Origin of the sequence: Paenibacillus sp. OV219 (assembly GCF_900110075.1) — a bacterium.
Taxonomy (GTDB): Bacteria; Bacillota; Bacilli; order Paenibacillales; family Paenibacillaceae; genus Paenibacillus_Z.
Map to the genome: position 1 here is coordinate 45,945 of NZ_FOCJ01000013.1, position 15,410 is coordinate 61,354.

The window sequence follows — 15,410 nt, forward strand, 5'->3', positions numbered from 1 at the left end:
TGTCACAAGAACTACAAGGCTACGGCTTTGTAGTTCTTTTTATTTCCCAATTTTGGGCATATAATGGAAGTCATCTGGCGGTTAATGGAGGTGGACAGCTTGAAGGATCGAATGCCGCGGCAGCTGTCGCGTCGAGCTTTTCTAGGGACTACCGGCAAACTCGCTTTAGGTGTTACTGCTGCATTGACAGGTACAACGGGACTATTCTATTACGGCGCGAAGACGCATAAGAGCGAAGCGGAAGCCGAGCAGCGGCCGGGAAATATCGCAGATCTCGGCAGCTATGAAGAGTTAGCGGCACTGACAGAGATGAAGAAAATCCATTACGAAGCCGAATATGTAGATGCTTGGTATACGAAGCCTCTAAGAGGGTTCGTCTATGTGACGAAGGATCAGAACGGAGAGATTCTCATTTTGTCGCCAGCCTGCACGCATTTGGGTTGTTCGGTTGAGCCGGCAACAACAGGGCAGCGCGAGAAGACGAAGAATTTGGTACTCTTCTGCCCATGCCACGGCGCCGAGTTTGGTAAGTACGGCGAGACCGTAAGCACCGTTGTGCCCCGCGGACTAGATACATTCAAGCCAATTATCGCTGGGGGCCGCGTATACTTCGATGCCATGCAGCCGATTCAAAGAAGTGAATCTACATAGATAGATGATAGATGAGAAGCGCCGGCTGATTCGCCGGTGCTTCTGTTATGAAAGCGATAGCATTGCTTCTCCAAAGTGTATCGGGTACCATTTATATAAGGTCATAGAGAGGGATGGATGTGGACGATGTCGGAATCAATGCAAGATATTAAGTTAACTTCCTATTCGAGCAAAGGCGGCTGCGGCTGCAAAATCGGTCCAGCAGATCTAGCGGCAGTACTCAGCAATCTGCCAGCGGCGAAGCCAAATCCGAACCTGCTAGTCGGTCTCGACACGAGCGATGATGCAGGCGTGTATAAACTAACGGACGAGCTGGCGCTTGTCCAGACGCTCGACTTCTTCACGCCGATCGTGGATAATCCGTATGACTTCGGCCAAATCGCCGCGGCTAATGCGATTAGCGATATTTATGCGATGGGCGGGAAGCCACTGACGGTTTTAAACATTGTCGCGTTTCCAATCTCGACGCTGGATAAACGTGTCCTTAGCGAGATTCTTCGGGGTGCAGCAGATAAAGTCGAAGAAGCCGGGGCCACGCTCGTAGGCGGCCATTCGATTGACGATAAAGAACCGAAGTTCGGTCTTGCAGTCACCGGACTTGTCCATCCTAATAAAGTGCGGGCGAATGCAGGCGCGAAGCCTGGCGACCGCCTAATCCTGACGAAGCCAATCGGTGTCGGCATTCTGACGACTTCGATCAAGACGGATCAGCTGACGCCGGAAGAGACGGCGCGACTGACGAAGGTGATGGCGACGCTCAACAAGACGGCGGCCGAGACGATGGAGCCGTTCGATGTGCATGGCTGTACCGATGTGACGGGCTTTGGCTTAGTCGGTCACGCGCTGGAGATGGCAAAAGGCAGCAAGGTCAGCGTGCATATCCAGAAGCAACGCGTGCCGCTGCTGCCGAGAGTTCGCGAGCTTGCAGAGCAAGGCTTCGTGCCAGGCGGAACGAAGAACAACTTCGCGCATGTCCAAGATGACGTAACATTCGCGGACGACATCGATCAAATCGACCGTTATATTCTGTGCGACGCGGTCACATCTGGCGGGCTGCTTATTTCAGTCGCAGGTGAGCAAGCCGAAGCGCTGCTTGAGGCGCTGAAGGAGAATGGCGTCGAAGCAAGCTTGATCGGCGAAGTAACTGATGAGCGTCCAGGACATATTTTCGTACAATAACTATTCAAGGGGAAAAGGCGATGTTTCAAGATATTGCAATTGAAGAACTATCAGCGCTGAGACAAACTGGCAGCATCGTTACGATAGATGTGAGATCACCTTCCGAGTATGCGGACGCGACGATTCCCGGCAGCTTAAATATTCCGCTGTTTAATGATGAAGAGCGTGCCGAGATTGGCACGATCTATAAGCAGGTAAGCGTGCATGCGGCGAAGGAACGCGGTCTTGAGATCGCATCGGCGAAGCTTCCTGCTTTTATCAAGGCGTTCTCGCAAATCCCGGGCAAGAAAGCTGTATTCTGCTGGCGAGGGGGAATGCGGAGCAAGACGAGTGCGACGGTGCTCGATCTGATGGGTATCCGCATATACCGGATTGAAGGCGGTTACCGCGCTTATCGCCAGTGGGTCGTAAGCCGCATGGATGAGTTTGAGCTTGCGCCTCTCGCTTATGTGCTGCACGGCAACACGGGGACGGGGAAAACCGCTATTCTGCGCAAGCTGCAGGAGCAGTCCTATCCGGTACTGGATATTGAACGTTTGGCGGGCCATCGCGGCTCGATCTTCGGCAATATCGGGCTCATCTCCCATAATCAGAAGACGTTCGACGCACAGCTGTCTGATGAGTTGATCCGGCTAGAGTCTGTTCCGTATTTTCTAATGGAAGCGGAGAGCAAGCGAGTCGGCAAGATTGTACTGCCAGGTGGACTTGTGAAGAAGAAAGAAGAGGGTAAGCATATTTGGCTTGAGCTTCCGCTTGAAGCGCGAGTGACGAATTTGCTTGAAGAATATAAGCCGTGGGAGCATCAAGAAGCTTGCATCCAGTCGTTCCGGCTGATCAAATCACGGATGCATACGCCGATTGCTGCAGAGATCGAATGGGCGTTGAAGCACGAGGAGTACCGCATGGCGATTGAGCTGCTGCTTGTTCACTACTATGATCAGCGTTACTCGCATTCGAATTCGGCATATGAATTGGATGATCGCATCGTCATTAAGGCAGCATCTGTAGATGAAGCAGTTGTGGAGATTCAACAGCTACTGGGAGGGGGGACCGCGAATGAGTGATAGGATGAGTGAAGAAGGATTCATTGACGTACCCGGTGGAAAAGTCTGGTATACGAGGCTTACCGAAGACGGAGGCAATGGGACTCCGCTCGTGGTGCTTCACGGTGGTCCCGGCAATACGCATGGGGCGCTGAAGTTTGCACTTGGCGCACTTGCGAATGAGCGACCGGTCATCTTCTACGATCAGCTTGGATCTGGTAATTCCGAGCGGCCGACGGATGTATCGCTTTGGAAGACGGATCGCTTCATAGATGAGTTGGTATGTATTCGTGAGGCGCTGGGCCTTGCGGAGATACACGTGCTCGGACATTCGTGGGGTACGATGCTTGCGGCATCGTATTTGATTGAACGTAAGCCGGAAGGCGTTCGCAGTGTTATTTTCTCCAGTCCATGCCTGAGCAGTGCGCTTTGGAAGCAGGATGCCGATAGGCTCATTGCGCAGCTTCCTGACGATGTCCAGCAGACAATCGTGCTTCATGAGGAGCAGGGGACGACCGATTCCGAGGCATACCAAGCGGCGATGAAGGTTTATTACGACCGACATGTGTTAAGGCTTGATCCGGTGCCGGAAATCGTTAAGCTCAGCAGGCCAAAAGGGAATAAAGAAGTTTATATGACGATGTGGGGACCGTCCGAATTTTGCCCAACCGGCAATTTGAAGCATTATGATGTGACGCCGCAGCTGCATGAAATCACTATCCCATCGCTCTTCTTGTGTGGACGCTATGATGAGGCAACCCCGGAGGCAACGCAGCATTACCAGTCGCTTGTGCCAGGGGCGGACTTTCATGTGTTCGAGGAAAGCTCGCATATGAGCTATATGGAAGAAACGGACGAGTATTTGCAGGAAGTAAGGCAGTTTCTTCATAAGGTGGAGGGGTAACGTGGAACGAATTAATGAGTCGGCGTGGCCGGTGACACGGACAACGCTTACCCATGATCTGACAGCGCTTGGCGTTACGAAGGGAATGACGCTCATCGTGCATTCCTCGCTCAAGTCAATGAACCGCTTCATTGTAGGCGGCGCCGGCGCGGTTGTTTTGGCGCTTGAGGATGCTATCGGGGAAGAAGGCACGCTTGTTATGCCGGCACATAGTGGTGACTTGTCCGATCCTGCACCATGGCAGTACCCACCTGTGCCGGAAGCGTGGTGGCAGCTTATTCGTGACGAGATGCCGGCGTTCCAGCCAGATCTGACACCTACGCGGGGAATGGGCGCTGTTGTGGAATGCTTCCGCAAGCAGGAAGGAACGGTGCGGAGTTATCATCCGCAGGTGTCTTTTGCAGCAAGAGGACCACAGGCGGCTTACCTTACAGCAGATCATTCACTTGCATATGGGCTCGGGGAGCAGTCGCCGCTTGCAAAGCTGTATGACTGCAGGGCTTCGGTGCTCCTCTTCGGCGTCGATCATAGCAATAATACATCCCTTCATCTCGCGGAATACCGCGTAAGCTATGCGACCAAGCAGCAGGTGACCAATTATGCGCCGATTCTCGTTGATGGCAGACGAGAGTGGACGGCAATTGCGGAGATTAATTTTAATTCGGATGACTTTGGCTTGCTTGGTCAAGCATTCGAGCAGGAGACAGGCTGCGTGAAGCTCGGACAGGTCGGTGATGCAGTGATCCGCCTTGTGCCAGTTCGAGAGTTGGTTGATTATAGTGTGAAATGGATGGAAGAGAATAGGAAGTAATTGAGGAAAATTTAAAGTGATTCATTAGAAAAGCCGCTCCATTATGGAGCGGCTTTAGCTTTGTACTGTTACTTGATTCGTTACAGCGCTGACGGCAGCTGTCGCAAATACATGTCCTTCGCGTTCTTCGCTCGCTTCAACACTTCGACCGTACTCGGATACGGATGGATATAGATCGTAGGGTAATCAATCTCCTCATAATGTGTCCGAACTGGAAAAGCGAGCTGCTCCTCCTCGAGCGAGAACTGGGCGTCGATGCCGGGCTTGTTGCCGCGCGCATCGAGACGGACCCATCTGCCAAGCGATTGCAGGTAGACGCCGTTCAGTGCATGGATGACATAGCCGGTGTCGGGCGTATCTCCTAGCGTAAGCCGCTGATAGCAGAAGCCCGCTGGCACGTCCCTGCTCCGCAGCAGCGCGCAGAGCAGCATGGATTTGGCATAGCAAATCCCTTCCCGGTGCAGCAGGGCGCCAGATGCGGACGAGGTGACGCGAGTACTCTGGATATCCCAAGTGTGGGAGATGTGATCGCGGACATATTCGAATGCCTTTCTTACGAAAGCAATCTCGCTATCTGTCTCACGGCTCAGCTCATCCGCAAGCGCAGCAACTGCAGAATGTGAGAAATCCACTTCTACAGATTCGATTAGGTAATCTTCTAATTGCTCCGATTCCAGCTGCATCTCCATCTTCGAACAACCTCACTCTCTATACATGCATGTCTGCAAAGCTGGAACGATCAAATGTCGTTTCAAGATACGCGGCGAACCGCTCCAAGCACTCTGCCACACAGTCTCGCATTGCGGCATCCACCACGACATCGCGTTCCCACCACCAATTGAGAATCGTCAGCGGTGATTTTTTACGTTGGTTAGCAAACTCGACGCGTGCGACGAGCTGATCGCCGTAAATCACTGGCAGCACATAGTAGCCATAAGCACGCTCCGGTGCCGGCTTGTAAACTTCCCACCTGTACTCAAAGTCGAACAGCTCTTTGATGAGATTCCGATCCCACATAAGATTATCGAGAGGAGCGAGTAGGCTGGCGCGCTTCGTACAATCATCATTAACCGCCATAGCTTGCTTAAACAACTCAAGATCGGATACGCGTAGGTAGAGTGGATGAGCTACCCCTTCAACTTGAACCTCCATGAGCTGACCGCTTGCAAGGAGCTGCTTGAATGCCCCGCTGCGGTGGCGGCTCTTCATCCCTCGAATGCCAATCCATGCATCGCTTGGCCGGTTCCACAGGAGGCCTATACTACCAATCCGGCGAAGCACGTTCCATGCAAAATACTGCTCGTCCGATTCGATCGGATCGTGTTCAGCGTATAGCTTCTCAGGGATACGCCGCTTCGCAAGATCATAAAACCTTCGCGTGCCAACTTTATGATGAACGACTAGCATGCCCGCATAATACATGCCTTCGAGTGCGGCGCGTGACAGCCTCGTCGGACCCCAGCCCCAGTCGACTTTCTCCGCATAGTCTAGATCGCTGGAGCAAAGCGGACCACGTTTCTCAATCTCTGCATGGACCTGATTCACCGTGTCCTGATTGGAGTGGCACCATGCTTCATGCTGTCTGCGAAAGCGGGCAAAATACGGCCAATCCGTCACCGGAACAATCGACATACACTTATCCCACTGATCAAACAATTGATGTTCCTCATAGAGCAGCTGTTGAAGCATTTCTCGTTTGAAGTGTGGAATACGAGCTTGTAGGACAAGCTCATGGTTCATCCCTACCACATTGAGTGGATCAAACTGAATACAGCCGACACGATCAATGAAAGCCATAATGCCGGCTTTTCCTTCAAAGTTAGAGGCCTTATCGCTCAGACCATGATAATACAACAGGAAGCGTCTTGCTTGCTGCTTCGTAATTGTAAGATGCGCCATCGTTTCACCTGCCTGAATAATGAGATGTAGTCTCTTTATTAAAGAGGATAACGGTTCAGAAGTCCATGCTGATGTGCGGAATTTTGAATTTTAGCAATATTTTAGAAAAATCAACTTGACTAAATAAATATTTGTGAAAATACCTGACATGAAGGAAGGGTTTGGTCGATTTTTGTCGAAAAAAATCTGTACTACAACTAATGGAGGCGCTGCCATGGAGCACCAAGCTTCTAAAATCGCTGTTCACCATCTTCTGTCAACGCCTGCAAATCGCTCACAGCGTAGGCTTGTTTATGTCATTGGCGCATTCGTTTGTTTGCTGGCTTTGCTGACAGCTCCGATAGCTCGGGTGAAGCTGACGGAATTACCTGCTTATCAGCCTGCGATATTCTCTAGCGTTATCTGCTTCGAGCTTATTACGGCTTACGTGCTGTACAGCCAATTTCGCATTAACCGCTCTCCATCGGTACTTGCGCTGGCAGCTGGGTATCTATACTCTGGCGGGATGACCGCGATGTATCTTCTAACATTCCCTGGCATCTTCTCTACAACCGGCTTGTTCCATGCGGGGCTGCAAACTGCGCCTTGGCTCTATTTGATCTGGCATTTCGGACTGCCGACGGCCATAATCGCTTACGTCTGGTTCGAGTCCCGCTATAAAGGAATGCAGCTAAGCCAGGCGAGAGCCAGATCGAGTTCTGCGGTTGTATTAACGGTAGTCATCCTATTAATCGCGGTATGTACGGTAATCACGACCAAGTTTCATGACAGCGTACCCATTCTATTGAAGGATGGTCATCTTACCCCTCTCTTCGTGAACAAGATTGGTGTGCCTATTATCATCTACAGTGTTATTGCACTAGTGCTCTTTTTCCGGTTAACGCGAGGAAACACGGTGACGACGGCATGGCTCTGTATCGCATTGCTGGCTTCAATGCTAGATGTAACGATTATCCTGTGCGGCGGAGGCCGCTTTAGTATCGGTTGGTATGTCGCGAAGTGGAACACGTTCATCTGTGCGAACGCTGTGCTGAGCGGCATAATTTATGAGTTTACGAAGATGTATATGAGCCTTACGGTGCTGTATCGTAAAGTGGCTGACAGTGAAATTCGATATAAAGATCTGCTTGGGGAAAGCCAGCTTGCAGAGCGAGAAATTGCGAAGCGAAATGAGATCATTGCCCGGATGCTAGAGTCGAGCCAAGAGGCGATTGTAATGTGCGATACCGAAGGGAAGGTTGTGTTCGCGAACCGCAGATTCGAGCAGTTGTTCGAGCGTCCGCTCCTGAATGGACAGATGCTTGCCGATTATTGCCATCGGTTAAAGGCATCGCACGGAACGCTTGCGGAGCTGATCGACCGGTATTTCAACGCCAAGCTTGCTCCCTTCCGCGAAAGAGTATCTCTCGTGACGAGTATAGAAAAGACACGTTACTTCGAATGCTACGTCAGTCCGCTCACGGATGATGTGGACGGGGAGTTGCATGGTCATCTATTCGGTTTCCATGATCGCACCGATGAGGTACGGATTATGTACTATGATGAATTGACGGGGCTGCCGAACCGCCGATATTTGGGTGAACGGCTTATCGAGGCTCTGGATCGTGCCAAGAACAACATCGCGAATTTCTCTGTCTTCTTCATGGATTTGGACGGCTTCAAGAAGGTGAACGACACTTACGGCCATGAGATGGGAGATCGGCTGCTGCAGGAGGTTGCAGGCATCCTTCAATTATGTGTTCGCAGCAGCGGTGTCTGCGCAAGATGGGCGGGCGATGAATTTATCGTGCTGCTCGATGACGTTCAGAACAGCGCTCAACTTGAAGCGCTTGGCGAACAGATTATTCACGTTATCGAACAGCTGGATGAAGTGGACGGTGTGAAGCTTCAAGTAACCGCGAGTATCGGAATTGCGATCTATCCGAATGACGGCTCGGAAGGAAAAACATTGCTGATGCATGCTGACCAAGCCATGTATGAAGCGAAGATGAAGGGGAAGAACAATTGCTGCTTCTATTCTGCAGTCACGCAAGTGCAATAGCAGCTCTGAAGGCGCTCTATATGGAGCGTCTTTTTTGATGCCCCTAGTTAACTTAAAGCCTCGTACAAAAAAGTTTGCAGCCCTCTGATATAAACGAATGATTGGCTCATAGGATTAAGTATGATGCAGTCTTACGTAGGAGTGGGAGCGGATGGAGAAGAGCATATTTTGCAGGAACACTAATAAAATGTTAGTACCGCATTTTTTCATCACAGCTGCCAATTCATGTGTGGAAAAGGAAGTGTGGCCATGAGGAGTTATCAATGGGTAAAGTGGCGTAAAATTCTCCTCTGGCTGATTGCCCTCGTCATCTTGGGTGTTTTTCTATTGAATGGAGGGCCGACGGTCTGGAACGTTACGCTTACGATTCTCAGCTTATTGTTTCAGCTTTTGTTTGCCGTGTTGTTCATCATTATTCAATTCGTGGCGCTGTTCTGGTTTCTGGCGCGAGGGCGAACGTATTGGATATTGCCTGGTGAAACCGGTTCGACATGGGACGATTACCGGGGAAATCCGGAAATTGTCGAGAATGCGAAGCGAATTGTCTTGCTGCTCAAAGGCGTGAAGGAATTTAAGCAAATGGGAGGCGAGGTCATCCGCGGCTTCCTGCTGTGCGGACCGCCGGGTACTGGTAAATCCTATCTCGCGCAAGTTATCGCGAATGAAGCGAAGGTCCCTTTCGCTTATGCTTCGGCACCAAGCTTTCAGAACATGTTCTTTGGGGTCGGAAACCTCAAGGTCATGGGCATATATAAGAAGGCAAGGAAGCTCGCCAAGATGTACGGCGCGTGCATCATCTTCATCGACGAGATAGATGCGATCGGAATGAAGCGTCAAGGTGGCGGCGGCATGGGAATGGGTGGCATGATGGGTATGGGTGGCGGCTCTGGCCTTCTTAACGAGCTGCTCCTGCAGATGGATCCGCCAAACTTGGACAATTCAAGGTTCAAGAAGCTGTTAAGGCAGCTCGGCCTTCGCCGCAAGAGTGCGGAGCGTCCAGCGGTGCTTACCATCGCTGCAACGAACTTGCCGGATGTGCTGGATCCAGCGCTGCTGCGTCCGGGCCGATTCGATCGTCAGCTATGGGTCGATACGCCGGATTATGACGGTCGCATCGATGTCTTCCAGTATTACCTTGCTAAAGTAAAGCACGGCGAGTCTCTCACCGCAGAGAAAGCGGCGCTTGATACAATCGGTTACAGCCCTGCGCAGATCAAGCATATCGTCAACGAAGCGGTTGTCATTGCGCATCAGCGCGGCGCGCTCGAAGCCGAATACCAGGATTTCCGCATGGCTATGGAAACGTACGAATGGGGGCTCAAGCAGCCGCTCCGTTCAATGCGTGACGATGAGAAACGGAATGTGGCGTACCATGAAGCAGGCCACGCCGTTGCCCAATATTTGCTGAAGCCGCATGATCGGGTCTGGAAAGTGACGATCATTCGCCGCGGCAACGCGCTCGGGCTAGCTGCGACGAAGCCGACGCACGAGCGGTATAACCGCAGCGACAGCGAGATACTCGCCAGCATTCAAGTTTGCCTCGCAGCAAGGGCGGTGGAGGAAGAGTTCCTCGGCAAGAAGCTGAACGGGGTAACCTCCGACTTGCAGCAGGCGACCAGCATGGCAGGCGCCTTCCTCGGCGCGGTCGGCATGGGCGATGAGCTGTTTAGCTGGCTTACACTTGGGTCAATGGGGGAAGCGCTGCGGTCGCTGCGACCGAAGATTAATGCGCTGCTCAAAGAGCAAATGGAGCAGGTGAAGAAGCTTATTCTCGCGCATTCTGAATTCGTGCATGCGATTGCCGAGGAGTTGCTTGAGAAAGGCGATTTGACCGGCGAGGAAATCGAGCAAATCTTTATTCGACTCTATGGACAGATTCGTCCGGATCCACCTGTGGTGAGGACTTTGATTTTCCTGGAAGAGAACAAGAAATCTCAAGCCGAAGGACAATCAGAGGAAAAGCCGGAGGACCAGTTGGATGAAGAACCGCCGATTAAAGAACCTGATGACGAAGAGCTAGGCGAGGAAGAGAAGAAGGAAGATGAGGATACGAAGGAATCTTGATGAAGTGACGTGTCATATAGTAGGGCTGCCTGGTTCATGAACCAAGGCAGCCTTTTAGCAGGGGAGCCGCTAAAGGCTTCTCTGCTCTTTTTCTTTGGCGCAGCAGCGCTGCATCTGCATATGTAAGTAAGAGATTAATAGGTTCTCTCGCGGCTTGCGGGCGGGGAGCAATTTGTGCTAACCTCCGAACGCTGAGAGTGGGAATATCCTACTCTCAGAAGCAGAATAGCAACATTAGTATGCTGAGAATGGATTTTTCCCACTCTCAGCAGCACAATAGGAGCTTAACAGCTGAATTGACTGCCTCAGGTCGGAATATCGGACAATCAGTTTGCAAACAGCTCTTTAGTCTAGTCGAGAGTCGGAAAATGCTACTCTCAGCGAAGCGAACTGGTCACAAGGAGTCAATCTAGGTGGACAATCTCAAAAGGCTACCTAGAGGCAGCCTTTCTGTTGTCAATTAGTGCTTATCGTTCAAGCCATTCTGGACAAGCTTTCTTAATTGAATAAGCTCTTCCCTTACCGACAAGGCCTGATCCTCAATTTCACTGATAAGCTTCAGTAATGTATAACCGATTGATGTAATAATGATTCCTAGTATTGGAAATACCAATCGTTTTATCGTAAACACACTTACTAATTCTTCGGATGAGAGATCATGAGACGTCAAGTATTGCAAAAGCCCGTAAATGATGAGTACGATTCCTGAGACAATCATGCTGTTCACTAGTTTTCTTGTTGTGCTGTAATACATACGCTCTAGCCTCCATAAACACCAGGTATTTCCACTTATGTTTATACTTCGATGATCAGCAGAAGTTGCGTAGATATCGTATTAGCGCTTGCGAAGCAATGCTCGGAAACAGTGGATTCCGCCCCAATATTCCGTATGGAGTGAGTTGCGAGTCATCGACGTGTCAATAGGGCCATAGAATTCGAGTCCGGCCAATCGGACGATAGATTGGAAATAACTGAGGTTGACTGCGGGATAGTCCAGCGTGACTACAATCACACCGTCAGCATGCAATGTACGCTCAAATTCCTTAAGCGCAAGTATGGCATCTGCAGGTGTCAAATGCTCCAAAACAGAGATACAGAAGATTTTGTCGAAGAGCTGATTGTCATAGGGGAGCTCCGTAATGCCCGCTTGGCTGAGTGTGATGCTGCCTTCTTCATATGTGGAGGCCACTGCCATTGCAGCTGCTTCGCCAATGTCCAGTGCGATCTCCATCAGTATGGAAGGAATGGAAGTAATGCGAGGATCCATGTCACATGCATATGTCCTGCGAGCATTGTTCGCTAGATAGAACTTGAATGGATGCGAAATGCCACATGCTGCATCGAGCACCGTGTCAGTTGGCTCCACAAATAACGAGCACCACGCATATTCATAAGGTCTGCTCCACCATTCATAAGGCATGCTGTAGACAAAATGCCTCGATGCAGCGTCGTCCTCACGCACGAAACGGGATACGAATTGTTCTTTGGTCAGCTGATTCATCGGTTAGTCTCCTTCATTCTCGTAATAGATTGCTAAATTCTATTTCAAGTCTATGAACCGCGGGCCCGGTTTATATCACATTCGGTTCGAAAGACTTTCGTTGCTGGGCAAGTGGTTGTGATATGATAACGTGTAGGTTGTTAGATACTAGGAGGAGGCCGAAGACGAAGATGAAAGTACTAGTTACAGGAGCTAGCGGAAATGGCGGTCAAGCGGTATGCCGTGAACTGCTGCAAGCCGGTTATGAGGTGCGCATGGCCGATGTGATGCCGCCGAACGCGGCAGATCTGCGGGAGCTTGAGTTTGTTAGATGCGATACGCGTACGGTTACGGATGTGCAGCAAGCGGTGAAAGGTGTGGATGGTGTAATCCATCTCGCAGCTTGGCATTGTGCGCATCAGCCTCCAGTGAGTGACGATACAATCTTCGCGGTTAATGTTGACGGAACCTATCAGGTGCTGGAAGCATGCCGCAGAGAAGGGGTTCAATCTATTATTTATGCCTCATCGATGGCCTTCGGCTGGGGATCGGTATACGGCGTGAGCAAAGTGATCGGTGAAGACTTGTGCCGCTCCTACCACGAGATGACTGGGGCTTCCATCGCGATGCTTCGCTATCATGAATTTATTCCTAGACCCTATCTGGAATTCGGCTCCAGACTGCTTCGCAATGGCGTGGATCGGCGGGATGTGGCGCGGGCGACCGTTGCTGCACTGACTGCAGCGAGCAAACGCGAATTTGGCTTGTTCCGCACGATTATACATACGAATCATGGCATGCCAGAAGACGTTAGAGCTAACTTCCGCACTCTTGGACCTGATTGGTGCGAGGAGCAATTGCCGGGTGCTGCCGCACTTATCGCCAAATACAGCATCTCTCTACCGGGAGAAGTGGAGCAGCATGATCTGTCCGAGGCCAAAGAAGTGCTCGGATGGACGCCGCAGGTTGGATTTATCCAGTTCCTTCGCGATTTGAAGCAGCGTGATGAGCGCGGTGAAGATGTAGCGAGCTTGTTCGTGCCTTCGGAGCTATAGCATTTCTGGGAAGACCGCCACCTGGCGGTTTTTCTTTGTTGCGTGAGCTTTGTGCTGCCTAGCTCGTCGTTGAAGTCGAATAGCGGCAAGCAGTCCGAGTAATTCGCTCTCCATTTGGAAAATATAAACAGAATTATTTTCTGAATTGCAAAGGAGCCATTACGAGTGAAAAGAACGATTTCTGTTATTGATGAGATTCGAAGAGTATCGAATAAGTTCGGTCAGGAACAGGATTTACGGCCGCTTACTGATGCAGCGGGGAGTGCGAAGATTGTGCTTCTCGGAGAAGCGAGCCATGGCACGAGCGAATTTTATACTTATCGGACCGCGCTGTCCAAGATGCTAATCGCGGAGCATGGATTCACTTTCATTGCAGTGGAAGGAGATTGGCCTTCTTGCTATGAGGTGAACAAATATGTGAAGCATGCGCCTGATGCCAAGGCTTCCATTGAAGAGGTGCTGCAATCCTTCGACAGATGGCCGTCTTGGATGTGGGCGAATACGGAAACGCGGGATTTGGTCGCTTGGCTGCGGGAGTATAATCGTGAGCTGCCTGAGGCGAAGCGGGTCGGTTTCTACGGACTTGATGTATACAGTCTGTGGGAGTCGATGGATGAGATTATTAAGCATCTCAAGGATACGAATTCCCCGGAGCTGCCAGCAGCGCTGAAGGCGTTCGCCTGCTTCGAGCCGCATGGGAGGGAAGGGCAGAATTACGGCATGACCGCAGCATTCTTCTCGGAGACATGCCAGGATGAAGTCGTGCAATTGCTGAAGCAGCTAGAAGCTAAGCGAAAAGGTAGTGAAAGTGGAAGTGGGAGTGGGAGCGCCCGCTCGTATGAAGCGCTGCTAAACGACGAGATTAACGCCCTTGTTGCCGTGAATGGCGAGCGGTATTATCAGTCGATGGTGAGGGGCGGACCGGAATCGTGGAACATTCGGGATCGGCATATGGTTGAAGCGCTCAATCGTGTGATGAACTTCTATGGTCCTGAGGCAAAAGCGATTGTGTGGGAACATAACACCCATATCGGAGATGCCCGCGCGACCGATATGCTTGCTGACGACATGGTCAATGTCGGGCAGCTCGTCCGTGAACAATCCCAGCATCCGGGCGAAGTGTTCGCGATTGGAGCCGGTACATACCGTGGTACTGTAATCGCAGCAGCTGCATGGGATTCACCACTTGAGGCGATGCGCGTACCGCCTGCGATGAAAGGGAGCTGGGAAGAGCTGATGCACGAAGCAGGTGCACATGATCAGTGGCTGATATTTAAAGGGAATACTTCACCACTCTTTCATGACACATATGGACACCGGGCAATTGGTGTCGTCTATCATCCGCATTATGAGCGCGGCAATTATGTGCCAAGTAGGATGTCGGAGCGCTACGATGCCTTTGTCTATATAGATGAATCGCACGCGTTAACGCCGCTCGAGCTTGCCCTCGTGTAGCATGTTGAAGACTGCCTCCATGGTGGTCTTCTTTGTTTGATACCCTTTGCGGCGATTCTAGCAGCCTAAGCTTGCATCCGCTTTCAATCAATTCTATAATGTGCTTGTACTAGAAGTGAAACTAGAAGTGAATACCAATACGAGGATGAAGGAGTTGTTGTTATGTTTGACATTGCCATCATCGGTGCTGGACCTGCAGGAGCCAGCGCAGCGCTGTTCACCGCAAAGGCTGGGAAGAAAACGTTACTCATTGATAGTGATAAGAGTGTTACAAAAAAAGCTTGGATCGAGAACCATTACGGCGTTCCGGGCTTGAAGGGTCCTGAACTCGTCGATATTGGCAAGCAGCAGGCGACCAAGTTCGGCGCTGAGCTTGTTGCGGATGCCGTCGTGAATGTTACGAAGCAGGAGAATGGCTTCAAAGTCGAGACGGAGAGCTCGTCGTACGAGGCCACTCACGTTATCTTCGCAACAGGCCTTGGCGCAGATCTTGCTGAGAAAATCGGCCTTGAGATCAAACCAGGTACAGAGCCGCGCATCAAGTCGATTATTGCTTGTGACGCAAGTGGCAAGACAAATATTGAAGGCATCTGGGCAGCCGGTACGATTGCCGGTGTCAGTATGCATACCATTATTACTGCAGGCGACGGTGCGAAGGTTGCTATCAACATCATTAGTGAGCTGAATGGTACGCGTTATGTGGATCATGACTTGCTTACAACTTAATCGAATTGCAATAATCGAAAGAATTGAAGAGGAACTGACCCGAGTGCGGGCAGTTCCTCTTTGTGTTTCTAATGAATATCGTATAGGCAGGAGAGGAGAGAT

The 15,410-nt window shown here is 51.0% G+C and carries 14 protein-coding genes; 10 read left to right on the forward strand and 4 right to left on the reverse strand.

The window, feature by feature from the left end:
- Nucleotides 1-99 precede the first annotated feature (99 nt).
- From BMY11_RS24855 to BMY11_RS24875, 5 genes are all read left to right on the forward strand, one after another.
- Nucleotides 100-651, forward strand: coding sequence for a QcrA and Rieske domain-containing protein (locus BMY11_RS24855; protein WP_177182817.1), 552 nt, complete (start codon nt 100-102; stop codon nt 649-651).
- Nucleotides 652-789: 138 nt separating this feature from the next.
- On the forward strand, nt 790-1,830 hold the full coding sequence (gene selD, locus BMY11_RS24860) for a selenide, water dikinase SelD (RefSeq protein ID WP_371262946.1): 1,041 nt from the start codon (nt 790-792) through the stop codon (nt 1,828-1,830).
- A 20-nt stretch (nt 1,831-1,850) separates the two neighbouring features.
- Nucleotides 1,851-2,894, forward strand: coding sequence for a tRNA 2-selenouridine(34) synthase MnmH (gene mnmH, locus BMY11_RS24865; RefSeq protein ID WP_090582490.1), 1,044 nt, complete (start codon nt 1,851-1,853; stop codon nt 2,892-2,894).
- Nucleotides 2,887-3,777, forward strand: coding sequence for a proline iminopeptidase-family hydrolase (locus BMY11_RS24870; protein WP_371262935.1), 891 nt, complete (start codon nt 2,887-2,889; stop codon nt 3,775-3,777). Before mnmH ends, BMY11_RS24870 begins: the two co-directional genes overlap by 8 nt.
- A gap of 1 nt (nt 3,778) precedes the next feature.
- Complete coding sequence (locus BMY11_RS24875; protein ID WP_256217760.1) at nt 3,779-4,588, forward strand: AAC(3) family N-acetyltransferase; 810 nt, start codon at nt 3,779-3,781, stop codon at nt 4,586-4,588.
- A gap of 80 nt (nt 4,589-4,668) precedes the next feature.
- Here the strand turns inward: BMY11_RS24875 and BMY11_RS24880 are convergent, their stop codons facing one another.
- Both BMY11_RS24880 and BMY11_RS24885 read right to left on the reverse strand, forming a co-directional pair.
- Nucleotides 4,669-5,277 (reverse strand): transglutaminase-like domain-containing protein, encoded by a 609-nt coding sequence (locus tag BMY11_RS24880; RefSeq protein WP_090582492.1) that lies wholly within the window; start codon nt 5,275-5,277, stop codon nt 4,669-4,671.
- 19 nt (nt 5,278-5,296) lie between these two features.
- Entirely contained in the window at nt 5,297-6,487 is a 1,191-nt protein-coding gene (locus BMY11_RS24885; RefSeq protein ID WP_090582494.1) for a winged helix-turn-helix domain-containing protein, read from the reverse strand.
- A 214-nt stretch (nt 6,488-6,701) separates the two neighbouring features.
- Here BMY11_RS24885 and BMY11_RS24890 point away from each other — a divergent pair, with 214 nt between their 5' ends.
- Nucleotides 6,702-8,528, forward strand: coding sequence for a diguanylate cyclase domain-containing protein (locus tag BMY11_RS24890; protein ID WP_177182818.1), 1,827 nt, complete (start codon nt 6,702-6,704; stop codon nt 8,526-8,528).
- Between the two features lie 249 nt (nt 8,529-8,777).
- Nucleotides 8,778-10,592 carry an AAA family ATPase gene (locus tag BMY11_RS24895; RefSeq protein WP_090582497.1) on the forward strand — a complete coding sequence of 605 codons (1,815 nt, stop codon included), beginning with the start codon at nt 8,778-8,780 and terminating at the stop codon, nt 10,590-10,592.
- A gap of 460 nt (nt 10,593-11,052) precedes the next feature.
- Here BMY11_RS24895 and BMY11_RS24900 read toward each other — a convergent pair whose 3' ends face one another.
- Nucleotides 11,053-11,346, reverse strand: coding sequence for a hypothetical protein (locus BMY11_RS24900; protein WP_090582499.1), 294 nt, complete (start codon nt 11,344-11,346; stop codon nt 11,053-11,055).
- Between the two features lie 81 nt (nt 11,347-11,427).
- A complete protein-coding gene (locus BMY11_RS24905) occupies nt 11,428-12,093 on the reverse strand; it encodes a class I SAM-dependent methyltransferase (RefSeq protein ID WP_090582501.1) in 666 nt (221 codons plus the stop codon).
- A 170-nt stretch (nt 12,094-12,263) separates the two neighbouring features.
- Here BMY11_RS24905 and BMY11_RS24910 point away from each other — a divergent pair, with 170 nt between their 5' ends.
- From BMY11_RS24910 to BMY11_RS24920, 3 genes are all read left to right on the forward strand, one after another.
- A complete protein-coding gene (locus tag BMY11_RS24910) occupies nt 12,264-13,127 on the forward strand; it encodes an NAD-dependent epimerase/dehydratase family protein (protein ID WP_090582503.1) in 864 nt (287 codons plus the stop codon).
- A 165-nt stretch (nt 13,128-13,292) separates the two neighbouring features.
- A complete protein-coding gene (locus BMY11_RS24915) occupies nt 13,293-14,582 on the forward strand; it encodes an erythromycin esterase family protein (protein WP_090582505.1) in 1,290 nt (429 codons plus the stop codon).
- A gap of 162 nt (nt 14,583-14,744) precedes the next feature.
- Nucleotides 14,745-15,308, forward strand: coding sequence for an FAD-dependent oxidoreductase (locus tag BMY11_RS24920; RefSeq protein WP_090582507.1), 564 nt, complete (start codon nt 14,745-14,747; stop codon nt 15,306-15,308).
- Nucleotides 15,309-15,410 lie beyond the last annotated feature (102 nt).